The 25,399-nt window shown below is 58.3% G+C and carries 21 protein-coding genes and 2 pseudogenes; 14 read left to right on the plus strand and 9 right to left on the minus strand.

The window, feature by feature from the left end:
* Positions 1-130: 130 nt before the first annotated feature.
* From IB279_RS18400 to IB279_RS18410, 3 genes and pseudogenes are all read right to left on the minus strand, one after another.
* The gene (locus IB279_RS18400) at positions 131-1,924 is read right to left on the minus strand and encodes an adenylate cyclase (RefSeq protein WP_192339485.1); all 1,794 of its coding nucleotides are present in this window, start codon (positions 1,922-1,924) and stop codon (positions 131-133) included.
* Between the two features lie 219 nt (positions 1,925-2,143).
* Positions 2,144-2,497: pseudogene (locus IB279_RS18405) on the minus strand (DUF2147 domain-containing protein).
* A gap of 160 nt (positions 2,498-2,657) precedes the next feature.
* The gene (locus tag IB279_RS18410) at positions 2,658-3,170 is read right to left on the minus strand and encodes a hypothetical protein (RefSeq protein ID WP_192339487.1); all 513 of its coding nucleotides are present in this window, start codon (positions 3,168-3,170) and stop codon (positions 2,658-2,660) included.
* A gap of 129 nt (positions 3,171-3,299) precedes the next feature.
* On the opposite strand from IB279_RS18410, the gene IB279_RS18415 reads away from it, so the two are divergent.
* Positions 3,300-4,733, plus strand: coding sequence for a DUF1254 domain-containing protein (locus tag IB279_RS18415; protein WP_113187560.1), 1,434 nt, complete (start codon positions 3,300-3,302; stop codon positions 4,731-4,733).
* A gap of 194 nt (positions 4,734-4,927) precedes the next feature.
* Here the strand turns inward: IB279_RS18415 and IB279_RS18420 are convergent, their stop codons facing one another.
* Together IB279_RS18420 and IB279_RS18425 are read right to left on the minus strand one after the other, a co-directional pair.
* Positions 4,928-5,320, minus strand: coding sequence for a hypothetical protein (locus tag IB279_RS18420; protein ID WP_113187559.1), 393 nt, complete (start codon positions 5,318-5,320; stop codon positions 4,928-4,930).
* A gap of 14 nt (positions 5,321-5,334) precedes the next feature.
* A complete protein-coding gene (locus IB279_RS18425; protein WP_113187558.1) occupies positions 5,335-7,776 on the minus strand; it encodes an arylsulfatase in 2,442 nt (813 codons plus the stop codon).
* Positions 7,777-8,566: 790 nt separating this feature from the next.
* On the opposite strand from IB279_RS18425, the gene IB279_RS18430 reads away from it, so the two are divergent.
* Complete coding sequence (locus IB279_RS18430; RefSeq protein ID WP_090297548.1) at positions 8,567-10,075, plus strand: ATPase domain-containing protein; 1,509 nt, start codon at positions 8,567-8,569, stop codon at positions 10,073-10,075.
* Positions 10,050-12,110 (plus strand): ATP-binding protein, encoded by a 2,061-nt coding sequence (locus tag IB279_RS18435; RefSeq protein WP_309142293.1) that lies wholly within the window; start codon positions 10,050-10,052, stop codon positions 12,108-12,110. Before IB279_RS18430 ends, IB279_RS18435 begins: the two co-directional genes overlap by 26 nt.
* Here the strand turns inward: IB279_RS18435 and IB279_RS18440 are convergent.
* A complete protein-coding gene (locus IB279_RS18440) occupies positions 12,107-12,424 on the minus strand; it encodes a hypothetical protein (RefSeq protein WP_090297551.1) in 318 nt (105 codons plus the stop codon). The genes IB279_RS18435 and IB279_RS18440 overlap by 4 nt on opposite strands.
* Positions 12,425-12,528: 104 nt before the next feature.
* Here IB279_RS18440 and IB279_RS18445 point away from each other — a divergent pair, with 104 nt between their 5' ends.
* On the plus strand, positions 12,529-12,954 hold the full coding sequence (locus IB279_RS18445) for a hypothetical protein (protein WP_113187557.1): 426 nt from the start codon (positions 12,529-12,531) through the stop codon (positions 12,952-12,954).
* A 223-nt stretch (positions 12,955-13,177) separates the two neighbouring features.
* Here IB279_RS18445 and IB279_RS37220 read toward each other — a convergent pair whose 3' ends face one another.
* Positions 13,178-13,540, minus strand: coding sequence for a hypothetical protein (locus tag IB279_RS37220; protein WP_246802010.1), 363 nt, complete (start codon positions 13,538-13,540; stop codon positions 13,178-13,180).
* A gap of 463 nt (positions 13,541-14,003) precedes the next feature.
* On the opposite strand from IB279_RS37220, the gene IB279_RS18455 reads away from it, so the two are divergent.
* The 5 genes from IB279_RS18455 to IB279_RS37225 all read left to right on the plus strand — a co-directional run bounded on the left by IB279_RS18455 (position 14,004) and on the right by IB279_RS37225 (position 17,776).
* Positions 14,004-14,309 (plus strand): DUF1236 domain-containing protein, encoded by a 306-nt coding sequence (locus IB279_RS18455; protein WP_090297556.1) that lies wholly within the window; start codon positions 14,004-14,006, stop codon positions 14,307-14,309.
* A gap of 279 nt (positions 14,310-14,588) precedes the next feature.
* The gene (locus IB279_RS18460; RefSeq protein WP_143034237.1) at positions 14,589-14,771 is read left to right on the plus strand and encodes a hypothetical protein; all 183 of its coding nucleotides are present in this window, start codon (positions 14,589-14,591) and stop codon (positions 14,769-14,771) included.
* A gap of 365 nt (positions 14,772-15,136) precedes the next feature.
* Complete coding sequence (locus IB279_RS18465) at positions 15,137-16,246, plus strand: serine kinase (protein ID WP_192339489.1); 1,110 nt, start codon at positions 15,137-15,139, stop codon at positions 16,244-16,246.
* Positions 16,233-17,315, plus strand: coding sequence for a nucleotidyltransferase family protein (locus IB279_RS18470; protein WP_192339491.1), 1,083 nt, complete (start codon positions 16,233-16,235; stop codon positions 17,313-17,315). The genes IB279_RS18465 and IB279_RS18470 overlap by 14 nt, the downstream gene beginning before the upstream one ends.
* Before the next feature lie 164 nt (positions 17,316-17,479).
* Positions 17,480-17,776: a hypothetical protein gene (locus tag IB279_RS37225; protein ID WP_113187553.1), complete on the plus strand. Its 297-nt coding sequence runs from the start codon at positions 17,480-17,482 to the stop codon at positions 17,774-17,776.
* Positions 17,777-17,967: 191 nt separating this feature from the next.
* On the opposite strand, the gene IB279_RS18475 is transcribed toward IB279_RS37225, so the two are convergent.
* Positions 17,968-18,771: an APH(3'') family aminoglycoside O-phosphotransferase gene (locus IB279_RS18475; protein ID WP_113187552.1), complete on the minus strand. Its 804-nt coding sequence runs from the start codon at positions 18,769-18,771 to the stop codon at positions 17,968-17,970.
* 261 nt (positions 18,772-19,032) lie between these two features.
* Positions 19,033-19,902 (minus strand): NAD(P)-dependent oxidoreductase, encoded by an 870-nt coding sequence (locus IB279_RS18480; protein WP_113187551.1) that lies wholly within the window; start codon positions 19,900-19,902, stop codon positions 19,033-19,035.
* 70 nt (positions 19,903-19,972) lie between these two features.
* Here IB279_RS18480 and IB279_RS18485 point away from each other — a divergent pair, with 70 nt between their 5' ends.
* The 5 genes and pseudogenes from IB279_RS18485 to IB279_RS18505 all read left to right on the plus strand — a co-directional run bounded on the left by IB279_RS18485 (position 19,973) and on the right by IB279_RS18505 (position 25,399).
* A complete protein-coding gene (locus IB279_RS18485; protein WP_309142294.1) occupies positions 19,973-20,557 on the plus strand; it encodes a TetR/AcrR family transcriptional regulator in 585 nt (194 codons plus the stop codon).
* Positions 20,558-20,705: 148 nt separating this feature from the next.
* Positions 20,706-20,882 (plus strand): annotated as a pseudogene (locus IB279_RS18490) (Hsp20/alpha crystallin family protein); the annotation flags it as partial.
* A gap of 740 nt (positions 20,883-21,622) precedes the next feature.
* Positions 21,623-22,429: a helix-turn-helix domain-containing protein gene (locus IB279_RS18495; protein ID WP_113187548.1), complete on the plus strand. Its 807-nt coding sequence runs from the start codon at positions 21,623-21,625 to the stop codon at positions 22,427-22,429.
* A 246-nt stretch (positions 22,430-22,675) separates the two neighbouring features.
* A complete protein-coding gene (locus tag IB279_RS18500; RefSeq protein WP_113187547.1) occupies positions 22,676-24,262 on the plus strand; it encodes an ABC transporter substrate-binding protein in 1,587 nt (528 codons plus the stop codon).
* Positions 24,263-24,349: 87 nt separating this feature from the next.
* Entirely contained in the window at positions 24,350-25,399 is a 1,050-nt protein-coding gene (locus tag IB279_RS18505) for an ABC transporter permease (RefSeq protein WP_234852880.1), read from the plus strand.

The following is a 25,399-nucleotide window of genomic DNA, read 5'->3' on the forward strand; positions in this document are numbered from 1 at the left end:
TGGCGAGTCTCTTGCTTGCATGGTCTGACACGGTCGCCGTGGCGGCCTTCGCCGCAAACTCTAAGTGCCGCGGACAGCGAACACCCGTAACCTCTTGTAGGTTCTATGCTGCCCAAGCCGTAGCATCTGCTCATTGCGAAGGCGCTTGGGGCGATGATGCGGGTGCCAATAGCTTCGCTTCTACTTCTTTTTCGCTCGGCACGGGGAGTCCCGCTTTGCGAAGCGACGCGATCATGCGGACGTTGTCTTCCGGCTTGATGTTACGCTTTCTGTGTTCTTCGATGATATTCGAAATATAATCTGGACGCATCTTCACGAAGATCTCTCCTTCGCGCCTCGCATCATCCAACAACCCAGCCTCGGCGTATATGGCGGCTGCTACGAGGTGAAACATCGGAAACTTTTGTAGATCCGTCTTGCGGATAAGGCCCACAGCTTTATCGTGATCGTTCAGCATGTAGGCCGCGAGCGCCCTGGCCCCGTGGTAATAGCTCGCGCCACCCGGATTGAGCGAAAGGGCCTGGTCAAGAAGGTCTGCGCCCCGCTGCCACTGGCCACAGATTGCAAGGCGCGTTCCAAACTCTCCCAGAAGTTCGGTGTCGTTTGGGTTCATTGCCAGCGCCTGCTCGCCAACTTGGAGCGCCTCGGTAAGTTCTTGGTTGAAATACAATGCGATCATCAAAGATTGAAGAGCACGGGCGTTTCCCGGTTCCAATTTGATCGCCCGCCGAGCAGCGCGTAATGCGCGCTCAAGCGGCGTCAATTGACCGGGCCTGAGGTTGAAACGAAAGCGGTCTTCATCGAGGTACACGATGGATGACATTGCCCATCCGGTCGCATAGGTCGGATAACGGGCCACCGAGCTTTCAAGACAGTCTCGGGCGGCCAGGTGGGTCTCTGGGCTCAGTTCCGCACGATAGACGCCGAGATCGTCCGGAGGAGCGCTGGCGGTCTGGGCTTGCGCGATGATGCCGTAAGGTTGAGCAACAGTGGTCGCAACTTTGCTCGCGACGTCTGATTGGATGGCAAATAATTCGCGGCTGGTCAGGTCGTCGTCGTAGTTCTGCGACCAGAGGATTGCTCCGTCAAATGTGTCTAACAGGCGAGCCGTCACCCGTACCTTGGAGCCGGATACCCGGACGCCGCCTGCCAGCAAATAACGAGCGCCTAACTCGCCACGGATTTCAGAAGCACCAACCTCGGGGGAAAGCGACTTCGAGGTCTCTCGACCGAAGACCTTGATTTCCTTGAACCGTGGGAGAGCGGTGAGCAGCTCCTCAGTCAGTCCGGCCGTGTAGAGCTGCGTCTGGTGATCGCCCCCGAGATTTGCGAAGGGTGCGATCACCAGCGTCGGCTCGTCGGGGGCTTTGGCTCCGCCAGCCCGCTTTGCCTCCTCGATCATATGGTCGCCAGCCCAGTAGGCGAGCGTGGCGAAGCCTGCAGCGCCGAAAAGGAAGGCAACACGCGCGGTCCGCCGGCTCCGTGATGGAGATCGGTCTGCTTGTTCGTCATGCGCGCGAACGGTCTCTGTCTCGGGGCGCGTCGATGCCGGGCCATTCCAGGCGAACGAAGGCGCATAACGCCCTTTAGGAATATCTATTCTGATGGGGTCTTGCAGGCCGGCGACGAGATAATAGCGCTCAAGCGTGCGCCTCAATCGCCCGGCCTCGATGCGAACGACAGGGTCATCTTGAGTGAAGTCTTCGTTGCGTTTGAATACCTCGATCGCGATTGTGTATCCCTTCAGGCGGTGCGCGCGCCCCGCTAGAGCTTCCTCGACGACATAAGTGAGAAAAGCCGCACCGCGGCCTGTGCGTGGAAACTCTGGACTGGAAACGATGCGCGTGAGCTGGACTCGAATCTCCGCCGGGCTTGGCAGTGACCCTGTCGCGTCCGCGGACCCGTGTGCCACAGAGGTGTCCATCAAATGCTCCCCACCAGGCCCGCTAATTCGCGACAATCACAGATTTAGTTAGCGTCGCCTAGTATAACCTACGCCGCGAACAGCGGTTCGTCTAGGTCATCGCGGCGACTTGATCCCGCGTGCGCTACCGTCCCGACGCAGATGGTTGTCGATTTAGCTTGTCATCGGTGGTGTGGGTCCAGGCACGGCAGACGCGACCATCGCGACGCAACTGTAGTTTCAGGGAGGAATACTGGCTTCACATCCGCGGCCAGGTTGAGATTCGCAGACGACCTTCAGAACGCACCCCTTCATTTTAAGGCATTGCCCGAAATAGTAAGAGAGCCGTCATAGGTTTTGTTTGCATCGGGATCCGTTATCTTCCCTGCATATTCGCCGCCCCTGCTGGAAGGTGCCGATCTGTTTGCCTGCGTGCTTGCCAGATTTCAAAGTGATGCAATAGTCTCCTCCGCACGAGGCGATGGCGGCGGTGTCGCCCAACCCTGTCTTCCAGTTGCCAACTATCGGATCGTCTGCGTTGGCGTTGTTTGCAACCAGGGTGAGTATCGCGGCTATGGTGAAGATACGCATCATGTTTTCCCATGAACGGGAACCTCAGCTGCTCTGACACTACACCGTGCTTGCCGCCTCCTGCCCGTAACATCTGGTAGACGCTGCAGTTGAAACTATGTTCATGTCTGACCCGCTACACGACAACTGTAACATACGGTGCCTGTGCGAGAGTATTGGTGCATCATGTGATCCCGACGAACGTTCGTTTGTCAGGCCGATCCGGCACTGGCGTTGGGGGCCACTCATGGGTTGCGACGTCTCTCTCGTGAAACGATGTTTCGCTGACAGGACCAGCCTGATCGATGAACTTGCCGCCCGCGACGATAGTTTCCGCGACTTGTGCGATGACTTCGCCACCGCGGATCGTCTCCGACTGTCGTTCAACAAGGCTGCGGTCCCCAACGGGGACGAGCGCCTTGCCGAGTATGTGGAACTCGTGAACTGCCTCAGGGACGAGATAGCGATGGTCCTCGACAACGCTGTCATTGTGCCGTTTCCTCGCCAGAAGAAAGGAAGAGGCGGCGACGGTCGGGGTGTTGTATACTGTAAGATACTTTCCTTTCGCCAAATCCCATAGAGCATCTGGACTTGGCCAACGCCTTGGCCATCGGTCCGAGAGGCGGAGTTCAACGGTGATTTTGATCGGACTGGCAATGACCAACAGACATGTAGTTTTTGCGGCGATCCTGACCATCGCAGCGCTCAGTTTCTGTTAGCACCTCGCCAACAGGCCAATGAACTGGACAATTGCGTCCCAGGTTCCAAAGCTGCCCTACAGCTCGGGTCATTTCGACAACTGATCGAATAAGAAAGGGATAAGAACATGCTGACGAAGAGAGATCTGCTTCGCTCCACTGCGGCGATTGCCGTCTGCGCCGCGATTGCGAGGCCAAGCCTTCTAATGGCGGAGGGCACCCCCGGTATCATCGAGGCCAAGGAAATCGCCGAGGCAGGTTTCATCTACGGCCTACCGCTCGTGATGAACTATGCCATCATGTACGAGTACGCGGTAGATCGCAATTCGGGGCAGTTCAAGGCGCCGTTCAATCAGATCAAGAACGAACCTAATGTTTTCACCTACAAAGATACGGCAATCGTGACGCCCAACAGCGACACCCCCTATTCCTTCGCGTGGCTCGATTTGCGGGCGGAACCGGTGGTGCTGTCGGTGCCAGCGATCGACCCGAAGCGCTACTACTCGGTCATGCTCTGCGATGGCAATACTTACAATTTCGGCTATATCGGCACCCGAGCCACAGGAAGCGAGGCCGGCGACTACATGGTCGTCGGGCCCGACTGGACGGGTGACACCCCGGCAGGCATCAAGCAGGTGTTTCGGTCGAGCACACAGTTTTCTCTTGCGGGTTATCGCACCCAGCTATTCGGCCCGGATGATCTCGACAACGTCAAGCAGGTGCAGGCCGGCTACAAGGTGCAGATGCTTTCGGCCTTTCTGAAGCAGACACCGCCGCCGGCGGCGCCAGCGATTGACTTCCCGAAGATCGACAAGGATTTGGTGAAGACCAACTTCTTCGACTATCTCGACTTCGCGCTGCAATTCGCGCCGGAGCAGGGGAATGAGAAGGAGATCCGCGCCAAGCTGGCACGCATCGGCGTCGGGCCAGGCAAGACGTTCAATTTCAAGGATCTGACACTGGAGCAGAAGCTGGAGCTCGGCCTCGGCATGAAGGAAGGTCAGCGGAAGGTTGACGAGGCCGTCGCCAATGTCGGCAAGACGATCAATGGTTGGCGGGTTAGCGGCCTTCCAGGCGACAGCGCCCACTACAATGGCGACTGGATGAAGCGTGCCGTCGCCGCTCAGGCCGGCATTTATGGGAACGACCCGGAAGAAGCGACCTATCCGTTCACGCGTGTTGACAGCGACGGCCAAACGCTCGACGGCAGCAAGCACAACTACACGCTGACGTTCCCACCTGGTCAACAGCCGCCGGTGAACGCATTCTGGTCGCTGACCATGTATGACGGCAAGTCTCAACTCCTGATCGAAAACCCGATCAACCGTTACCTCATCAACTCGCCGATGTTGTCGGCGATGACGAAGAACGACGACGGTTCGCTCACGCTCTACATTCAGAGGGACAACCCCGGCGCAGACAAGGAGGCAAATTGGTTGCCTGCGCCCGATAACACGATCTATCTCGTGATGCGCCTGTACTGGCCGAAGACGGAAGCACCGTCCATCCTGCCGCCGGGGCAGGGGACATGGCAGCCGCCCGGCATCGTTGTGGCGGGATAATTTTCTCGCCTCGCCTCGCCTCGCCTCGCCGATCTGGCTGGCGCCTCTCTCTTGGCCGTCGCGTTTGTACTGGCCGAAGACGGAAGCGCCGTCCTGCTGTGACCGTTCTAGCTGCTCCTCCTCATTGCCGCCTAAAACAAGACCCATCCGCGCTCCGATCTCGAAGCGCGCCGACGGGCGTCCGCGATGCGAAGTCATGCCGACTTGCACGCAACACACCAGACGGCCAGCGTGAGGTGTCCCGCGACAACAGGCCAAAAGGCAATTCCGGAAATGCCGTGACGGAGCCATGTGAGTGTGAGGATTGCGACGACGGCGAGATTGTAGAGAAGCATCGCCGTGACCAATCCTTTTGCCGCCTTGCCTTCCACATCGTTTCGCGCCCGCCAGCACGCGACGGCCAAGGCGAGGACTGCCGCCCCGGCTACCCGGGCCACTGTCAGGCCAACAACGGCATCCGGTGCTGCCCCGAGCAGCAGTTCGGCCAAGAGTGAGGGCATCACAATCAACGACAAGCCCGTCGCGGCTTCTACCAAGCCCGTTACTGAAAGCAGCAGCTTAGAATACGCTCCCATAGTTCCAGACATGTCGTCGCCCCATACTACTGCCCGAGTTTGAAGGTCAGCTTGTCTATCTTGCCGGAGAATTTGAACGGAGCGTCGTAGCGATATTCGATCATGGCGACCCCCGTGCGTGTGTCCTGCCCGACATCGAAGCTCTCGTCCTCCGGAAACGTGACCGGGATCGTGTGCTCCAGCACGTTTGTCGCCACCTGCTTGCCGTCCACCGACAGGACGCCGGTACCGCCCTTGCCGAGGCCGGGACCATCGGACTTGAACTCGAAGACGATCTCATGCTTGCCGGGTTCCAGTTCCGGCCCTTCCCACATCGTGCGCTTGAGATCGAGCAGGTTGTATAGAAACACCACCTTGCCGCGCCCGACGCCGAAGTCGCCTTTGCTAAGGAACAGGCCGTAGCCACCGAACCGTCCGCCCTCTGTAACGATCATGCCGTCGGCGCCGCCTTCGGGTATCTCGACCTCGGCCATGATCGTATAGGACTTGTTCAAGATGCTTGGGGCAGCACTGGGCGGCACGCCGCTCAGTTGGCCCGAATAGGTAAATTCGGTTCGACCGGCTGTAAGGTTCGGGCGCGGCGTGTTCCAGCGGGCAAGCGTCGAATTGTCCAGTGGCAGCACGTTGTACTTCTTCGCCTCGGAGTAGAAGAGGTCCTGCATCTGCTTGAGCTTCTCGGGCATCTTGCTCGCAAGATCGTTGAACTGGGTGGGATCATCGTCGACGTTGTAGAGCTCCCAGTTATAACCGGAGATGACGTCGGGCGGCGTCGCGGTACTCAGTTCCCATGGGCGGGTCGCCGGCGTCGTCGCCGCCACCCAGCCATTGTCGTAGATGGCGCGGTTGCCGAGCATCTCGAAGTATTGCGTCGTGTGTCGGGTGGCGACGTTGGCGTTCCTCTTGTCCCACGTATACTTCATGCTCACCCCTTCGACCGGCTTCTGCACGATGCCGTTGATTGTCTCCGGCGCCGGAATGCCTGTCGCCTCGAGGATCGTCGGTACGATGTCGATGACGTGGTGGAACTGGCGCCGGATGCCGCCGACATCATTGATATGGCCGGGCCAGGACATCGCCACCCCTTGCGAGGTTCCGCCAAAGTGCGACGGCACCTGCTTCACCCACTTGAAGGGCGTATCCATGGCCCATGCCCAGCCTGCAGCAAAGTGGGGAAACGTCCGCTCCGATCCCCAGAACGGATACCAGGGCAGTTGGTCCTTCACCGGCACAGGTATGCCATTGAAGGTGGTGAATTCGTTCGGCGTGCCGTTGAGCATGCCTTCGGCACTCGCCCCGTTGTCGCCACCGATATAGATGATCAGGGTATTGTCGAGTTCACCGAGATCTTCGACAGCCTGAATGACCCGGCCGATCTCGTTGTCGGCATAGGCGAGGTAAGCGCCGTAGACATCCGCCTGCTTGATGAAGAGCTTTCTCTCCTCAAGGCTTAGAGTATCCCACTCCGGCAGCTCTTTCGGCCACGGCGTCAGCTGAGCGTTCTCGGGCATGATACCGAGCCGCTTCTGGTTGGCGAAGATCGTTTCGCGCAGCTTTTTCCACCCCTCGTCGAAGAGGTGCATGTCGCCGATCTTCTTCACCCATTCCGGGGTGGGATGATGCGGTGCATGTGTAGCACCCGGTACGTAGTAGACCAGCCAGGGCTTGTCGGGTGCAATCTCTTTCAATTGCTTCATGTACTGGATGGCTTCGTCGGCCATCGCGGTTTCCAGGTTCCAGCTCGGATTGCCTTCAAAGGGGTAGATAGCCGTCGTGTTGCGGTAAAGGTTTGGTTGCCATTGGCTAGCGTCACCGCCGACAAAGCCGAAGAAATATTCAAAGCCCATTCCGTTCGGCCATTGATTGAACGGTCCCGCCTGGCTCGACTGATAGGAGGGTGTGTTGTGGTTCTTGCCAAACCACGACGTCGCGTAGCCATTCTCCTTGAGGATCGTGCCGATGGTGCCTTTCTCAATCGGTATGATCGAGTCGTAACCCGGATATCCCGTAGCGATCTCGCCCACCACGCCGGCACCGACCGAATGGTGGTTTCGCCCCGTGATCAACGCTGCCCTTGATGGGGAACAGAGCGACGTCGAGTGGAAATTGGTGAAGCGCAGGCCCTGATTGGCGATGCGATCCATCGCAGGCGTGGGAATGACGCCGCCGAAGGTGCTTGGTGCCCCAAATCCCTGGTCATCCGTCATGATCAGCAACACGTTCGGTGCGCCTTTTGGCGGCGTGACGCGCGGCGCCCACCAAGGCTGAGATTCCGATGCCTTCTCCTTGATCACCCCACCGAAATTCGGCGTGGGGGGTGGAAGCTGCTTGCCGTCGAGCGTAATCGTTGCTCCAGGTGCTCCAGTTGCCGTCTGCGCGAATGCCGCCGCGCAGCCAAAACCCGTCAATGCCGTGAAACCCAGCGCGGCAACCACGCCACGAGAAATGCTCTTTACTCCATAGCGACGCATGAAACCCCTCCCTTTGCCAGCGGAGCAGCGTCTACCAAAAAGTACGAACCAATATTCGCTCGCGGGAGCACATGGTCGGAAACCAGAAGGCGTCTGGCCAGAATGAACGAGAGCAATCGTTGGCAGCACTTCCATCGCGGGACGCTTGCAACCCTCAGAGAGTGCCCGATTACCGAGCACCTGCATAGCAAAATACCGCACGATACGGATGCTATCGGCGGCCCAGGTCCGCTTAGGGCCGTCATTGAATTCCCTGCGGCCGAACCCAATTGCGAAAAACGGCCACGGCCCAGGGATGCCGGGTAGGTCGAGCTCCCCGCGGGGATCAAAGATGAAATTTGCGCCGACGGTAAGATCGCGCACGGTGCGGGCCCTTCCCGTGCTTATGCCGCAGAAGGTCCTCATTCTCCTTGGCTATCCACGAGCTGACGAGGCCACGAAGAGTACTTGCTTGATATTTTGCTTGCATTGACATCAACGCCTTGGGCGGTGTTCCACGACCCGTGACCGGCGGCTTGGCAGACCGTCAGCTTTCGGGAAGCTCCGACGGTGGTCTGAATGGCGGAAAATGAAGGCGCAATGCTGCCGTTGACAGACTTAAGCTCGGCCGTCGCCTTCGGGGCGGACAGCATCTTGCTCCAAGGATCCCTGCACGACATGTTGCTGTGATGTTCATGTTATGTGCCAAGATTATCGCATTCGGTCGTGCTGCTTTTGTGAGTATCTCGAATGGCTCGCCGGTTGCCTTCGCACCGCTCGACGCTAGTTACCTGTGTCAACGGAGGGCAAAATGGACACAAGCGTTATGTCGAAGGCCAAAACAGGTGTAGAGGGGCTGGACGACATCCTTTCGGGCGGTCTGTCACGTCGCCACGTATTCCTTCTCGAGGGTGCGCCGGGCACGGGGAAGACCACGATCGCCATGCAGTTCGTTCAGCAGGGCGCTACTCTCGGTGAGAAATGTCTCTATATCACGTTGTCCGAGACCGAGGATGAGCTACGTGACAGTGCGATGTCGCACGGGATGGAAATCCATAGAAATATCGAAATATTCGAGCTCGTTCCGCCTGAGAGCTTGCTGAACGCCGAACAACAGCAGAGCTTGCTCTACTCGTCGGATCTGGAACTCGGCGAGACCACCAAAATGATATTTGAGGTTTTCGAAAGGGTTCAGCCGAACCGCGTCGTGCTCGACAGCCTCTCGGAAATCAGGCTGCTTGCCCAAAGCTCCCTTCGCTATCGCCGGCAAATCCTGGCGTTGAAGCACTTCTTTTCGTCTACGGGCGCCACGGTCTTGCTTCTCGACGACATGACTTCCGACAGTCTCGACAAGACGGTCCACAGCGTAGTGCACGGGGTTATTCATCTTGAACAACTGGCGCCCAGCTATGGTTCGGAAAGACGCCGCCTTAGGATTACCAAGTACCGCGGCCAGGCATTCCGCGGTGGCTATCACGACTTCATCATCAAGACTGGAGGTGTTTCGGTCTTTCCGCGATTGCGAGCGATCGAGCACCGCACGGAGTTCGAGCGCTCTACGTTAAAGAGCGGGATCGCTGAACTAGACGCGTTGCTGGGTGGCGGCATCGAGCGGGGATCGAGCACGCTGCTGATCGGTCCTGCGGGCATGGGTAAAAGTCTCTTTGCGCTTCAATTCGTCGAGGCGGCCGTCAAGCGCGGCGAAAAGGCCGCCCTCTTCATCTTCGATGAAGAACTGGGGCTGCTGTTCCGGCGCATGAAAGACCTTGGCTTTGACTTGGAAGACTACCAGCGGAACGGCTCGATTCACATCGAGCAGTTGGATGCAGCTGAGGTTTCACCTGGCGAGTTCGCCCAGCGTGTGCGCGAGCACGTTACCAGATTTGACGCAAAGACGGTCGTCATCGACAGCATCAACGGCTATCAGGCCTCCATGCCCGAAGAAAGCGCGCTCGTCCTCCACATCCACGAGCTGCTGCAGTATCTGAACCGCCAGGGCGCGAACACCTTCGTGACGGTGGCGCAGCATGGGCTGGTCGGTGACATGAAGTCGCCGGTAGACGTGACCTATCTCGCCGACACCGTCGTTCTGCTGCGCTACTTCGAGGCGGTCGGCAAGGTCAGGAGGGCGATCTCCGTCGTGAAAAAGCGGACCGGCAAACACGAGGACACGATAAGGGAGTTTACGATCGGCCAGGGCGGCCTTTCGCTTGGAGATCCGCTTTCGGATTTCCAGGGCGTGTTACGCGGCGTCCCGACCTTTGTCGGTGAGAAACAACCGCTGCTGAAGTCCAGTGAGGGCGAGGACGATTCCAAATAGAGACGCCATTGCTCTGATCCATGCCCCTTTGGGAAGGGACGCGCAGATCGCGGCTGCGCTTTTGTCGGAAGCCGGCATCCGGCCGAAAATCGGCAAGGACGTTGCCGCTTTCGTCTCGGCTCTGGATGAGGATATCGCTTTTGCCGTCGTGACGGAGGAGGCCTTACGGTCGGCCGACCTTCGCCTGCTCTCGGCGTGGATCAAATCGCAACCGAGCTGGTCCGACCTTCCCTTCATCATCTTGACCCATCGAGGAGGTGGGCCTGAGCGTAACCCTTCCGCTAGCCGTCTGTTGGAGGTGCTGGGGAACGTCAGCTTTGTTGAACGACCATTTCATGCCACGACGTTCATCAGCGTTGCGAGGTCGGCCCTGCGGGGCCGCCGACGCCAGTACGAAGCTCGACTCCGGATCGAGGCGCTGGACGAGGGGGAACGGCGGCTAAAGACGGCGCTTGAGGCAGGTCATCTGGGTGCGTGGGAACTTGACCTCACCACCTATGCTTTGATGACATCGATCACCTGTCGGGGAGTGTTTGGCAGGAGCGCTGGCGGGACATTTACCTATGGCGACCTCCTTGCCGCCACTCATCCTGACGATATCGAGAGAGTGAAATCGGCGATGCAGGCCACCATCGAGAGCGGGGCCGACTATGCAATCGAATATCGTACCGTCTGGCCCGACAGGTCCATTCATTGGGCGGAAATGCGCGCGCAGCTTTCTCGCGACCGGAGTGGGAACGCGGTCAAGTTGGTTGGCGTCTCTTCTGATATCACCGCCAGGGTATCGTCCGAAGAGCAGCAGAAGCGATTGAACGAAATCCTTGAAGAGCGTGTCGCCGAGCGAACGGCCGAACTGCACAAGGCTCACGGAACCGTCATGGCGGAAGTGGCCCAGCGCGAGCGCGCCGAGGCGCAGCTTCGGCAGGCCCAGAAGATGGAGGCTATCGGTCAACTGACAGGTGGAGTCGCTCATGATTTCAACAATCTTTTGATGGCGGTGCTAGGAAACCTGGAACTCCTGCGCAAACACACTGGTGGTGACGCGAAAGCCGAGCGTCTGATCGATGGTGCGCTTCAGGGCGCAAAGCGCGGTGCGTCGCTGACGCAGCGGCTTTTGGCATTCGCGCGCCGGCAGGACCTCAGTGTCGATCCTGTAGATCTGGGCGAGTTGGTGAGGGAGATGACCGATCTCCTTAATCGATCAGTCGGCACGGGCATCGTGATCGAAATTCGCATTCCCGAGCGAATGGATCCGGTACTCGCTGACTCCAACCAACTGGAGCTAGCCCTTCTCAACCTCGTGGTGAATGCCCGGGATGCTATGCCCAACGGCGGGACGATCCGCATAGCGCTTCAGGTTGAGAACCTGGCGAATCAGGAGGGCGAACTCGCGGCGGGTCGGTACGGCGTGCTCTCCGTTGCCGACGAGGGCCACGGCATGGATGACGACACGCTGCAAAAGGCGATAGAGCCGTTCTTCTCGACCAAGGAACTTGGCAAGGGAACGGGCTTGGGCTTGTCGATGATTCATGGCCTCGCGCTTCAGCTTCAAGGAGCACTGCGGCTCACCAGCACGCCAGGGAAAGGCACCAGAGCCGAACTCTGGATTCCGGTTTCGGACGACAGCCCTGTCGTGTCCAAGGACACGGAGGTCGCGGAACCGGACCAAAAGGTAGGACCGCTACGCGTTCTTCTCGTGGACGATGATTTCTTGATCGCCATGAGTTCGGTCGACATGCTCGTCGATCTGGGCCACGAGGTGGTCGAGGCGCATTCTGGAAAGGAGGCACTCGCCCATCTTAAGGACGATGGGCGCTTCGACCTGCTCATCACGGATTATTCTATGCCGGAAATGACGGGGGGAGACCTCGCAAATGCCGCGCGCGACCTATTTCCCGATCTTCCAATTCTCATTGCATCGGGATATGCCGAGCTGCCACCCGGCATCGATTTCGACGTGGCGAGACTCGCAAAGCCCTACAGTCAGCAACAACTCGCCGTGGAAATCGAGAGTGTCCTCAGGGGTCTAATTTAGACCAACGCGGTAGGTGATGAATGGCTTTGGCACAGTGCCGATCGTGACGTCCTCTTGTTAGACGCCCCCCAGCTTGGGTGGCGCGCCATTGCTTCTACTTGATCAAGCTCAAGCGACTGCAGGCGATTTGACAAGTGACGGGTGCCGGCGGTGACGAACATTCTCACCGCCATCGCTATTTCAAATAATTCCGCCTCGTCGCTGACGCCGCCACGAAACTCATCCATCAGAAAGCTGCCAAGGGATCGGCAAGCGAAGCAGCCATACAACTGGAAAACCAGAATTCCGCTCGATATGTCAAAGTTCCTTTCCATTGAGCCTTCAGAGGCGCACAATGTGATCATCGCTGGACTTTAAGAAGGGCTCCGGCGGCTGGAAGATCAAAATGCGCTTTCGCCCCACTGGAGGAGATTGCGCCATGTTCGTTCCGCGGCAATCCGGATACATACTTCCTGAAGATTTCACTGTAATTTCCACGGTCTATGAGAAGGTCTTGAGTGCGCGCGCGATAAGCCGCCAAAGCGAGGAGGGAGAGTGGCTGGCCCGATACACCCTCGAATTGTTCATGACCGGCACGCGTGATGCGCGGGAACTCGAAACGCATTTGAAGGAGTTCAGCCTCACGATGAGGGGCGGCGGCAACTCCAGCGTAGTAGATTTGTTGCCTGATTTGTCGGCATGGGCGCGGAGCCTGACTACCTCGCCGAGTGAGGCGACTGCTCTGACTGAACAAACGCTCGAATACGCCATCGACCATGTAGAAGAATTTATTGCGACCTCGGATGTCAGAAGGTGGTTGGTTGGCCTGATGGTGGAGCTCCGCCTGGGGCGTCGACCGCGGTAGAGATCAATTGAGCTGGTAAACGTCGTCCTTATCGTTTCGCTCGCCGACCCTCTTAGATGACGGATGTGCAGCGTGCGGTCATGGGTCCATGCTCGGTAGGGGTTCGGAGAAAATGGCGCCCCTTCGTTTCAGCAACTGGCGGGCGCTTCGCCGGCATCGCGTCGAGAAGCTCGCGAAGCTGCACGGATTCCTTTTTGTTCCATCCGGCACCGTAGCCGCCAGCCTACACGAGTTCCGCGCCCTTCTTTGCCGCCAGCAGCAGTCGGCCAATGGCGCCAGTTACTGTCGCGCCCCCATAGCCGACGATCACCAAGGTGTCGCGAGGCACGCATTTGATCTTCTGACGCTCCGGCCGGCGCCCCGATCGATAGGGCGCGTCCCCCTGCTTGGCTTGATCCCTTCGAGCCCGTGTTCGCACCCGACGCGGAAGAACGCGACGCCGTAGGCGTGCACTTCCTCCGCTAAGCGGATCGCGCCAGTCCTCCCAGATGCGATCGGTTTCGAGCAGTTGCTGTCGTTCGGCAAGTGGCATCATCCCGAGATAGATACCGAAGAACGAAGGCAAAGAAGATGATTTCGGCGGCATCGTGCAGGCTCGGATGCCTGCCAACCGCGCGTTGAAGCAGGCCGAAGTGGGAGCGGCCCTGGCCGTCGAGAACAACCGCCTCGCCATCAAGGATCATCGTCGCCGAGCTCGCGCGCCTCGGCGACGATCCTGCCGACTTTTTCGTCCAGTCGTAACCGCCACGGGTGATTGCCATCACCTTGGCCGCTTCAACATGGCGAGCCGATAGCCGTCCCACCTCCAAGGCGTCCTAGCGGCGGCCAGTCGACCAGGGTTGCACCGCGGCGTTGCAGGGTCAAAAGGAGGAGGCAAGTGCCTGGGCCTCGTTTAGCCGATCCGAGCCAGACTATGGTCTGGGCAGCCGGCAAGACCTAAGTTTAAGTACATGCGACTGAAGTCTGACCCTGGAACGGTAATTCCCCAAGAACGTTTGCAAAGTGTTCCCGCTTTGAGAGCAGGGAATTCAAAACAGATGGAGACGTACATGAAGAAGGTTGTCAGTTCTGCCCTTGCAGGTTTGTTTCTGCTTGGGGCTTCCGGCTTTGGTTTTGCTCAAACCGTCCTAGTCACGCCAGAGCAGGAAACGGTCGTTCGCGAATATGTGAAGAAGAAACCCCTCGCTTCCATCAATCTTCCGGGCGTTGAGCTTAATGTGGGCTCCGCACTCCCCGAGACGGTGGAATTGCACACCCTTGATGCGCCGGACATCAAATACCGCTATGTGGTCATCGATAATCGCACCGTGCTGGTAGATCCAGGCACTCGCAAGATCGTTCGCGTGATCGAATGACTGAAGGCATGTCCCTTCCTTTCGGGGAAGGGACGGCACTTTGCAGCTACCGAAGTAAGAACGGCGATAAGAGATGAGATCGAGGAGATGGACTGCATGGACTTTAGTCCCATAATCGGTCCGCAAAGGTCTTAATCCGTAGTCGTCCTATATCATCGCGTTATTTTAGCTTCAGCCTGTGGGCAATCCATCCAGTGCTCCATAGGCCGACAACGGCGCCGGGGCAGCCTACCCGCCCTTCGGTTCGTTCTGGTGTCGTTGCCGACAGGAGGATCGACAATGTACGAACCATACTGCTACGGCGAGCCACCGCGAAAATTTTCTACAGGATTTCCCATCGGTATCCTGCTCTTGGCGATGGTTGTCATCGGAGCCTATCTGTTCGTGGGCAGCACGCTCTCGAACGATCCTCAACAAACCAGTGCCATTGTTCTTCCGACACCCGCCCCAACGTCAAAATAGCCTTGAGCTGCAGCGAGGGAGCAACCATGAGATTGATGCATTTAGGTCGAGCCCGTCTGGGGATGGCTTTACCCCGGTATCGCCCTCAGCTGCGTCAAGCCAGAGAACCTTGCCTCCTAGATCTTTTCGAGGCGTACGCGCTCGCCGCGCCGACGCTCGACGACCTGATGCAGGAGTACCCGGCGCGCGTAGAGCTGATCAGCGAATACAGACAGGTGTGCTCGGACCTGCAGGCAGAGGTCGTCGTCCTCCTCACGCTCACAGATGAGCGACTATTTTCATAAGATTGAGGGCGCCCGCCTCTTGCAAGTATATTTTCGATTGGAAATGTGGATTCAATTGTCTTTAGCGAACGAGAAGCGCCGATGAAGTTCCGCCTCTTCGCAGGTGCAAGTTTTTTCTTGCTTGGGGAACGCAAGACTATCTTTGACGAAGCGTCCCAGCAGATTTTCCAACTCAATGAGTTGAGCGCCTTTCTTACCTGCCTCCTCGCCGAGCCCGCGCGGGCGTATCAGTTGGAAGACGCCCTGGTGGCACGGGGCCTAAGCCGAGCGCGTGCGCACGCGTCGGTGCAAGACTACCTGGCGTATTTGTCACGATGGAATCTGCTGGAGATCATGTTTGATGAGCACGAGGGCAATCCACTAGACACCCAGACATTTGATTTCGAAGGTACTGCCGTATCGCTCGCCTTTTATGATCAAGAGCTTCGCGACCTCGTTGTCCCGATTTTCGCCCACAATAGGGCAGATGCTGCTACCTCACACACGGCTGCGTACGACGTCGCGCGTTTTGGCAAGCGCGTATGCATCAGCCGACATCGTTCCTCGGGCATGATTGTTGCTGGCTTGGAGGTTGCCCCAGCGATCAAGGCGCTCGTGACAGACGACATTCTTGCTAACCTTGGCCTGAATGTCGCACTTCACGCGGCATTGCTCGTCAAGAACGGCAAAGGCCTCTTGATCTGTGGCGCGGCGGGGGCCGGCAAGACGACACTCGCCATGGCATTGCTCGCGGCAGGTTTCACCTACGGCGGAGATGATATCGCGCTTATGGATGAAGATGGCCTGCTCGTGGGAGTGCCCTTCTCGCCCGCGTTGAAGCAGGGGTCTTGGGGGCTGCTCGGCCACATGTCGGATGCAATTCTAGCAGCGCCAATCCATAGGCGGCTCGACAATAAGCGTGTGCGCTATCCGACAGGGCTGCCCTATGCTGCAGACGAGCGGGTTCAGCCTGCAGCTGTCGTGCTGATCCGCCGTCGTCGCTCCGGGCGGCCAGTCGAGGTTTGCGACGTTGAGCCCATACGTGCCCTTACGGAACTACTGGCCGGTGCGCACACGCCAGAGCGTCGCCTCGCCTTGCCGCAGTTTCAGCGGCTCCTCGATATGGTTTCACAGGCGCGCACCGTCGAGCTGACCTACTCTTCCCTCGATAGAGCCGTGGAGACATTGAGGCGCCTTCATGACAGGCAATAACTGGCGCGATCTGGTTACGCTCGCCTCCTGCCTCAACGGGCAGATACCGAAAGAGGCGAACTGGGACGGGATCGTAGCCCTTGCGAACAGGAGCCTGACGATCACCTCACTTGCAGGCGTGGCGAAGGACGCCAAACCCCACTTGCCGGAGGATCTATCCAACTATCTGTCGATGATATACCGGCGAAACACTGAGCGAAATTGCAGACTGAAGGCTCAGCTGGGCGAGGCGGCCGCATCTCTGAACGAGATCGGTATAGAGCCCGTCGTGCTGAAGGGAACGGCCATCCTTGCGAGTGCGGCCCCTGAAGCGCTTGGGGCACGGCTCCTGACCGATTTGGACATTCTTGTCCGCCCCCAGGATATGCGAGATGCATCAAAAGCACTGTGCCGTCAGGGATATGAGGTCGCGCTATCTTCCGGTGAAGGTTCCTGGCCAGGGAACGCGGAATATCATCTCCCGGTCGTCCTGATCCGTCCAACGGATGTCGGAAGCATTGATCTTCAGTGTCGACCGAAAGGGCCGGCCTCCTTCGGCGACGCGGAATGGCTTTATGGCGATAGTTGCGTGGTCGTTATTGGCGAAGGCCGTGTGCGCGTTCCAACGGCGTTTGCGCAGATCATTCTTTTAATTCTTCACGATCAGTTTCAAGATGGTGACTATTGGCGCGGGCTACTCGACCTGCGCCATCTGCTGGACATAGCAACGCTTGCCCGCGCGTCATCGGTCGACTGGAACGGACTTAAAGCGCTTTTCGCGAACGGCTATGAGAGGAACGCAGTCGAGACCCAAATCGTAACAGCCGCCGCGCTTTTCGGCCTTGACCGAACGGCTATTGGCGGAGTGGGATCGACGGCCAGGATCCAGTTTGCCCGGCGGCGATTTCAGCTCGGCTGTGGCTACCTGAGGCCTCCGCTCACGCTCCTCACTCTCATGTCGGAAGTTACCCACTATCGTTCCTGGGATCGTTTCGGGGGCGAGCCTTATCCTTCTATGCGCCGGGAGCTTGTGCGAAAGGCTCGCGAATTGCGGCGCAACTTCCGCGCGAAGCCTCCCGGAAAACTGTAGCCGATTGGGGGGGCCTGTCGGGTTTGCAACCGAGCATTGACCGTGGGTAGATACGCGGAGTGCACCCCAGTTATATCTAAAGATATATGGATAACTCGTAGCTTTTAATGTAAAAGTAGTTATCTCTAATATAGGTGACATCCGTTGGACGGGTGGGAGGGCAGATGGCCGAAGAAATCAACCAATCACGAAGTGACCACGATCGGCGCGAGTTTCTGAAGGGCTGCGGTCGATTTGCGGTCGTAACCCCACCAGTCGTCACAATGCTTCTGTCAACTAGCCTGACGTCGCAAGCGATTGCCTCTTCCGGTGGTGGCGGTGGCGGCAGCAAAGGAAACAATGGGTGGGGTAACGGCCCGAGTTCGACAAATAAAGGAAGCAGCCACGGGCGTGGTGTTTCGCAAGGGGGGCCGGGTGCCGGTCAATCGCAGAGCAGCAGCAAAATGAACGGACGTCCTTAGACCACATTTAGCTCGTCGTGAGTTCATGAGATGAAGCGGCGGTCACGCCGGTTGCCGCCCACGCCGCGGCAGTTGTGGCGCGGGAGTCCCACTTGGCAATCGGACTTTCCAAACGCAGCTTGAAAAGGTGTCTGCAATGAGAACTGGTTGGGCAGCATGCCAATCAGGGGGAATTTTTGTTGGCATATGCATCACCCCCAAGTGAGCGGATCCAAGCGCAGATAGAAGGCAAGGCGCTCACGATCAGGAGCGTCGATCCCCAAACTTGTGAACAGGATATCGAAAGCGCGCTTTGCTTCCGCTGGGGAAGCCCAGTTCTCGTCAGCGTTGGCGATCATCAGCGTCAGATCTGCATAGCGGTCCGCTTTTCCAAGTCGGTCAAGGTCAATCAGACCTGTACATTGCAGAGTTTCGGCGCTTACCATAAAATTCGGCATGCAGGGATCACCATGGCAAACCGTCAATTCGGTGCTTTCTTGCTCGAGACGTACCGTTAGCTCTCGTTCGATCCGAGCTAAGAGATCGGGCTGCGGCGTATGCTTGTCCTCGTCTGGTAAGAAGTCAGGATTAACGGCATTGCGGGAAACCACATCGACAGCGCGTGCCAACATTCCTGACAACCTACGCTCAAACGGGCATTCCTCTGGCGACAGGCCGTGAACAGCGTTAAGTTGCTCCACCATCGACGGCCATGCCTTGAGCAAGTCGGATCCTGAAAGATCTGCTGCCGGCACTCCGGGGATTGCCGTCATCACCAGGCACGCGCCTTCCTGTTCTTCCCGCCAACTGATTACTTCGGGACAAGCCACACCTCGGCCTTGCAGCCAAATGAGTCGGTCGCGCTCCCCGGCAAGTTCGGTGCGATGAGCTGCAGCAGCAATTTTTGCGTATGCCTGCGCATTGGCACGCTGAAAAACGATATTGCCGGATTCTCCACCTCTGAATGGCAACCAGTTCGAGTGCAGTTTTTCAAGAAAGACAAAAGCCAGATCCAACTGAGGCTCCTTTGATTTGGCTGTAAATCGCCCCCCTCGACGGGATCACTAGGCACAATTCTCGCGCATGCTGAATCTCGCCACCGAAATACTCTTGCGAAACCTGCCGCTTGAGACCCACTGTACGTTCGGTGCTTTACCATTGGCGTTCACTCTCTAAGAGCCTGGCGGCAGGTTGCTTGACGCAACCATTCGGCGTTGAAACCGCCTGCGCTTAGGGTACGCTCCAACTCAGCATTGGAAGCGAGATACTGACGTGGCTCATCGCGTGCGAATGACTTTGAAGATAGCGCAATGCTCCTCCGCGCCGTACCCTGCCTCCGCAGCGCTGCGAAAGAGATCAGCAGCAAATTCGGGAAACGCGGAACTGATGTTCAAATCATCCGCAATCTCCACGAGCCGGGAAATGTCCACACCAACTGACCTTATGGTGCTTTGAGGATCAGCGAATCTGCTCCCTGAAATAGCTCTCCCCATGTGGCGCACATCGTCTGCAAACATTGGTGACAGGGCAGCGATAGCTTCGCCAAACTCAGCGACGTCCATTCCTTCTGCCGCGTACATTGCCGCACCATGGCTGAAGCCAATCCAGTGTGCGGCGAAGTAGGAAAGGGCCGCATTGAAGAGAATCTTTGCACGCCCAATGTCTGTTCCGACGTGAGAGAGATTTGGAGCGAGCAGTTTCAAGATTTGCGCGATCGGGGTTAAGACACTTTCTCGCCCGGCGATAACAATGGAGGCGTCAGGTCCACCGATCTGATCGGGCCAGGCCGAAATTGCGCCGTCAAGATAGCTTCCTCCACGGGCCTCGACCCACTGCCCGAGATTGCGCGCTTGTTTCGGCGTGCCCGACGTGAGTTGGACGAGGGTCTTTCCTTCAATCAAATCAGTAGCGTGTGCTTCATCAAGGACGATCGACGTTGCAGCATAGTCTGAGAGGCAGACGATGAGCGTGTTGCTGTCAGCAATAGCAGCGGCTGGCGTTTCCGCCTTCAAGGCGCCGATGCGCTCAAGAGCGTCCGTTTTGCCTTGGCTTCGGTTCCAGACGGTGACGCTTTTGCCGGAGGTCACAAGGGCCTTGGCAAGCGCACTGCCCATATGTCCCAGCCCGATCACGGCTATGTCACTCATCACGTCATCCTTGACTAAGATGCTACATTTTGTAACTTACAGATGGTAGGATCCTGCGCAAGAGGGAAATGTGAAGCTCAAGAGAGATATGCGTCGCGAACAGATGCTCGATGTCGCGATGGAAATCGTCCGCAATCAGGGTGCGGATGAACTGACGCTCGGGACCTTGGCCGGAAAAGCAGGGGTCAGTCGCCCAATTGCTTACGAACACTTTTCTACCCGGGCCGGCCTCTTGGTGGCGCTGTTCAAGCGGTTGGAGGACAACTATGTCCACTGGCTCCGCTCTGCTCTCCGTGAAGCGCCAACTGACCTCACCGCCGTAGCTGACGTCATCAGCGATGCGTATTTCAAGTGCCTTGCCCAGTTTGGTCCAGAAGCTCTCGCAATCTCCGCCGCACTAAAAGGGACAGAGGAGATGGCCGCACAGCAACGGCTCATGCTCAACGTATACGTCGAGCTGATGTGTGACGCGCTTCGGCCGTTCTCCGGCCTAGAAGATGAGCGCTTGCGCCCTGTGTGCGTCGGTCTTCTAGGCGCAGCGGAGGCCCTTGCCTCCGAGGCACAAGCCGGCGCGATATCCCAGCAGATAGCCACGTCCGTATTAACGTCACTCATCGTAAGGGCTGTGGCTGATAGGCCCCACAAAGCTGGGTAACGTTCCTGTCGCAAAGCCCGGGAAAGAACGATGAACTTTGACAAGGTGCCCAGAAGGGCACGCAGGGTCTGCCCGATCCCTGGCGCGGCCGGGCAGGTGAGACGTAGGCGCTGCATGAAAGCCGCACGACCATTCCGCAGCGAAGAAGGGGTATCACTTGTTGGAACGCTCCTACGGGTCGTTCCACCGCTCGATCCCGTTACCGTCGGGCGTCGACGCGGACAAAGCCGCCGCCCAGTTCCAGAACGGCGTCCTGACCGTGACGCTTCCAAAAACGGAGGAAGCGCTGTCGCGTATTAGGAAGATCGAGGTGAAGGCGACCTGACATCGACTTCACGGTGGTGAGATGCGGCGGGACACGGTACGACACCGTGTTGATGGCTGCAAACGCTGACATCGGGCCGCCGTGGACATCCTTTGCCGGCTAGAATGAAATCCAGATGAACGGGCCGCTTATCACCCCTGATTTGGAAGCCCTTGAACACAAGAGACAAAACTATATAGAAGGTGCTCCCGGTGTATAAGGAGATTTGAAATCAAGAAGTTGGTTCAATTCGCTATTGTCATTTTCCTGGCGGTAGTGGTGATGTTTGGTGGGCGCTGGTACATGTATGTCGCGTTTGGCGAAAGCCCTTATGACGAAGTAGGGATCGCGCTGAACGGCTATATGCCGCTCCCCTTGCGGAGCTGGGGCTGCCATAAAATACAGTCGAGGTTCGAAGGAAAACTTCCGCCCTACGGGTGCAGTGGACCTGATGGACGCAGCTGGCTCTGACTGAAAGTTTGAGCCTACGCGGTGCGGCTCGATCGTGGTCGCGCCGCTTCGACTAGCACGCAGCCGATCGGCATCACGCCCGCTACGGCCACCACCAAGATTGCCGAGCCGAAACCTGTGCGAACTTGCGGCACTGCTCGGTCGACGACGTCGGTACAACCGATCCTGCCGTGAACAAGTAGGCCACGGCCTGGACACCAGCGTACAGGACGCTTAGAATCTGACCTGAAAGCTGTCTGCCGTCGCGCGGGCTTGCTGAACAGCTACGGAGCTGATCCGTCGCCGCTGCGATGCTGGTGCTGCTGTATGACCTCGTTGGCAGAAATTCTATTCGAAACATCCCGAAAGAGAGGCGCTTCTTAGTGGCAATCCCGGGCCGGCCTCCATCGCAAATCAACATCCCTGCCTCTATTTTAACTTGCATGGATGACTTTAGCCGTACTAAAGTTTCTTCAGGTCAAGAAGATGCGGAAGACAACATGAGTTCCAATGATCGGGAGGCGCAGCAGAAGGGCTCTGAGAGGTCCCTTCTTTTTCCACCTGCCGTTTCACTAGGGCGTGCGCTTCGCCAGCGACGTAAAGAGATCGGCAAGACGATGAGGCAGGTTGCACGCGAGGCCGGCCTCAGTGAGGGCTTTATCAGCCAGATAGAGCGCGGTCTTTCCACGCCCTCGTTGATCTCGCTTTGCAACCTTGCCTCCAGTTTGGATACCAGTGTTGAGGCTTTTCTGCCGCAAGCGCCGCAGCGCAGCAACTCCATGGTCTCGCATGCTAGCGAGCGGCACAGCTACAGCATTGAGGCGGAAGAACGAGTGTACCAACTATTGCAGCGCGGTTTTCCAGGGGCGAAACTCAATAGTTGTATCACGCATATGCCTCCCGGCTATGTCTCCGATGTGACGCGTCACGAGGGCGAAGACTTCCTTTATGTCATCGAGGGTGAGATGCACTACGAGGTCGGCGATCGCGAGTATCTGCTCACGGCAGGGGACACACTACACTTTCCCGCATCGCTGCCACACAGGGCACGCAATGTCGGTTCCGGCGAGGCGCGGGAACTTTGGGTTGGCACGACGCGGATCATACCGGAGCGGTGATGGGGTCGGAACAGCCACTTCAGTTCTCCCAGAAATTGTCACAAGACCGATTGACAAGAGCCGCCTAAAAACTTTAGCCTGACTAAAGTTCCGGGATGGAGTGGTGGAGGTCACTTCAAGGCGGGGCGCTTCGTCGGTGCGGTATCTGCGTCACAGGACCGGGGCGGAAGCGGACAGGCATTTCAAAACAACGCAACGCGGGGCAGGCGGTGACAGGTGAAACCCTTCACGCCTGAAGGAGGAAAAATGCGCGTGAAAAAATTGATCAACGGCGCGGCGCTCGTGCTGGCGTTGGCGACCGGCCAGGCCCTGGCCGAAACGCCGAAGAACACGCTCGTCGTAGCTGATGCCATCGACGATATCATCACGCTTGATCCGGGCGAGGTGTCGGAGGTTGGCGGCGTGCTTGCGGCAAATCAGATCTACCAGCCGCTTTTGACTGCAGCGACCGACGATTCTAGCAAGATCATCGGCGTGCTCGCCGAAAGCTGGACGGCGTCGCCGGACGGCAAGACCCATACCTTCAAGATGCGTCCGGGGCTGAAGTTCGCCTCCGGCAATCCGGTGACGGCGAGGGATGCGGAATATTCGCTGCGCCGCGTCGTGCAGATGAAGTCGCGCTCTGCCTTCATCCTCACCCAGTTTGGCTTCACGCCTGAGAACGTCAAGGATCGCATCAAGGCGACTGACGACATGACGCTGGTCATCGAGATCGGCGACACCTATGCGCCGTCGTTCCTCTATTACTGTCTGTCTTCCTATGTCGGCGGCATCGTCGATTCCAAGCTGGTGCAGGAGCACGAGGTCAATGGCGACTTCGGCAATGGCTGGCTGAAGGTTGAGAATTCCGCCGGTTCCGGCCCGTATGTGCTGACGCGCTGGGAGCCCAAGCAGTCGATCATGTTGACCCGCAATCCCAACTATACCGGCGAGACCGGAGGCCTGGAGCGGATCTTCCTTCAGCATGTTCCCGAAAGCGCCGCGCAGCGCCTGTTGCTCGAAAAGGGCGACATCGACATAGCCAACAAACTCGGCCCGGATGATTTCGGCGCTATCGAGGAGAACCCGGACGTCGGCTTCGTCGACGGTCGTTCCGGAACCATCTACTACATGGGCTTGAACGTCAGGAACGAGCACCTGGCCAAGCCCAAGGTCGTGCAGGCGCTGAAGTATCTGGTCGACTACCAGGGCATCGCTGACACGATCTCGCGCGGCACGGTGGAAGTCCACCAGACGCTGGTGCCGAAGGGCTTCCTCGGCGAAATCGACTACAATCCGTACAAGCTCGATATCGAGAAGGCGAAGGCGCTGCTGGGCGAGGCCGGAATTTCGGGTGAGTTGACGCTGGATACCGTTGTCTGGAACACACCGCCCTACACCGACTTCGCCCAGGCGATCCAGGCGACCATGGCGCAGGCCGGCATCAAGCTGAACCTTGAAGTGGTCGACGGCCAGCAGTGGCTGGAACGCTATCGCTCGTCAAACCTCGACATCTGGCTCGGCCTGTGGGGCCCGGACTATCCCGACCCGCACTCCAACGCCAAGGCCTTTGCCGTGAACAAGCAGGACGCACCGGACGGTTCCGCTGGCCTTGCCGATCGATTTGGCTGGAACGCTGGAAGCCTGTCGCAGGAGGCGATGGCGGCCGTGCGCGAGCAGGATACGGACAAGCGCCGGGTGATGTATGAAACCCTGCAGAAGGCACACACCGACACCTCGCCCTTCCTCTACATGTTCCAGCAGGTCCGAAAGGTCGGCGTGCGCAGTTCGATCAAGGGGGTCGTCCTCGGGCAGACCTTCGCCGACGACCGCTACTGGAACGTAACGAAGTAGCCGTTCGAACCCATGTTTCGGCAGCGAACGGGGCTCCGGCGCCGGTCGCGGCCGAGATCAATCGCATTAGATCAAACGGAGTGGTTCGTGCCGGCAGTTCTCATCAACCGGGTTCTCGGTGTCACCGGCCGGATCCTCACGCTTCTCCTCACCGTGGGCATCACGCTCATTGGCCTGGTCGCACTCACCTTTTGCATCGGCCGCGTTGTGCCGATCGATCCGGTCCTGTCGGTGGTCGGACAGAAGGCAAGCGAGGAGGTCTACCAGCGCGTCTTCCTCGAAATGGGCCTCGACAAGCCGCTCTGGCAGCAGTTCCTCGTCTATGCCGGAAAGCTCGTTCGGGGCGATTTTGGCATCTCATTCGTGACGAACCGGCCCGTGCTCTCGGACCTTGCCGGCTTCTTTCCCGCGACGTTGGAGCTTGCGACGCTCGGCCTTCTCGCCGGCACACTCATCGGCGTGCCGGCTGGCGTGGCCGCTGCCTATTGGCACGACAAATGGCCCGACTACGTGATCCGCTTTGTCGGCCTCATTGGCTATTCCGTGCCGATCTTCTGGCTTGGGCTGGTCGGTCTCTTCGTCTTTTATTCCCGGCTCGACTGGGTGTCTGGTCCTGGCCAGATCGACGTCTTCTATCAGGGCATCGTCAAACCGGTGACCGGTTCGCTGTTGATCGACTCGCTTCTATCAGGCGAGTGGGAAGTCTTCGGCAATGCCTTGAGCCATATCGTTCTGCCGGCAGCGCTGCTGGGCTACTACAGCCTTGCCTACATCTCCCGCATGACGCGCTCGATGATGCTCGACCAGCTGTCGAGGGAATATGTGCTGACGGCCCGCCTCAAGGGGGCGACTGAATATCGCGCGGTGATGCTGCATGCGCTGCGAAATGCCGCCATACCGCTCGTCACGGTGATCGCACTTTCCTACGGCGGCCTGCTGGAAGGCTCCGTGCTCGTCGAGACGGTCTTCGCCTGGCCGGGCATCGGCAACTACATAGCCTCATCACTCTTCAGGGCCGACATCAACGCCGTGCTCGGCGGCACAGTGCTGGTCGGCGCCGTGTTCATCCTGCTCAACATGGTCTCGGACGTCGTCTACCAGATGCTCGATCCGCGCTCCAACCTTCGCCGCCGGTAG

This window comes from Ensifer sp. ENS06, assembly GCF_014852205.1.
Classification (GTDB): Bacteria; Pseudomonadota; Alphaproteobacteria; order Rhizobiales; family Rhizobiaceae; genus Ensifer; species Ensifer adhaerens.

Coding starts and splice junctions, on each gene's coding strand:
- IB279_RS18400 (WP_192339485.1), bottom strand. CDS start 1,924: ATGGACACCTCTGTGGCACACGGGTCCGCGGACGCGACAGGGTCACTG.
- IB279_RS18410 (WP_192339487.1), bottom strand. CDS start 3,170: ATGGTCAGGATCGCCGCAAAAACTACATGTCTGTTGGTCATTGCCAGT.
- IB279_RS18415 (WP_113187560.1), top strand. CDS start 3,300: ATGCTGACGAAGAGAGATCTGCTTCGCTCCACTGCGGCGATTGCCGTC.
- IB279_RS18420 (WP_113187559.1), bottom strand. CDS start 5,320: ATGTCTGGAACTATGGGAGCGTATTCTAAGCTGCTGCTTTCAGTAACG.
- IB279_RS18425 (WP_113187558.1), bottom strand. CDS start 7,776: ATGCGTCGCTATGGAGTAAAGAGCATTTCTCGTGGCGTGGTTGCCGCG.
- IB279_RS18430 (WP_090297548.1), top strand. CDS start 8,567: ATGGACACAAGCGTTATGTCGAAGGCCAAAACAGGTGTAGAGGGGCTG.
- IB279_RS18440 (WP_090297551.1), bottom strand. CDS start 12,424: ATGGAAAGGAACTTTGACATATCGAGCGGAATTCTGGTTTTCCAGTTG.
- IB279_RS18445 (WP_113187557.1), top strand. CDS start 12,529: ATGTTCGTTCCGCGGCAATCCGGATACATACTTCCTGAAGATTTCACT.
- IB279_RS37220 (WP_246802010.1), bottom strand. CDS start 13,540: ATGCCGCCGAAATCATCTTCTTTGCCTTCGTTCTTCGGTATCTATCTC.
- IB279_RS18455 (WP_090297556.1), top strand. CDS start 14,004: ATGAAGAAGGTTGTCAGTTCTGCCCTTGCAGGTTTGTTTCTGCTTGGG.
- IB279_RS18460 (WP_143034237.1), top strand. CDS start 14,589: ATGTACGAACCATACTGCTACGGCGAGCCACCGCGAAAATTTTCTACA.
- IB279_RS18465 (WP_192339489.1), top strand. CDS start 15,137: ATGAAGTTCCGCCTCTTCGCAGGTGCAAGTTTTTTCTTGCTTGGGGAA.
- IB279_RS18470 (WP_192339491.1), top strand. CDS start 16,233: ATGACAGGCAATAACTGGCGCGATCTGGTTACGCTCGCCTCCTGCCTC.
- IB279_RS37225 (WP_113187553.1), top strand. CDS start 17,480: ATGGCCGAAGAAATCAACCAATCACGAAGTGACCACGATCGGCGCGAG.
- IB279_RS18480 (WP_113187551.1), bottom strand. CDS start 19,902: ATGAGTGACATAGCCGTGATCGGGCTGGGACATATGGGCAGTGCGCTT.
- IB279_RS18495 (WP_113187548.1), top strand. CDS start 21,623: ATGCTGGTGCTGCTGTATGACCTCGTTGGCAGAAATTCTATTCGAAAC.
- IB279_RS18500 (WP_113187547.1), top strand. CDS start 22,676: ATGCGCGTGAAAAAATTGATCAACGGCGCGGCGCTCGTGCTGGCGTTG.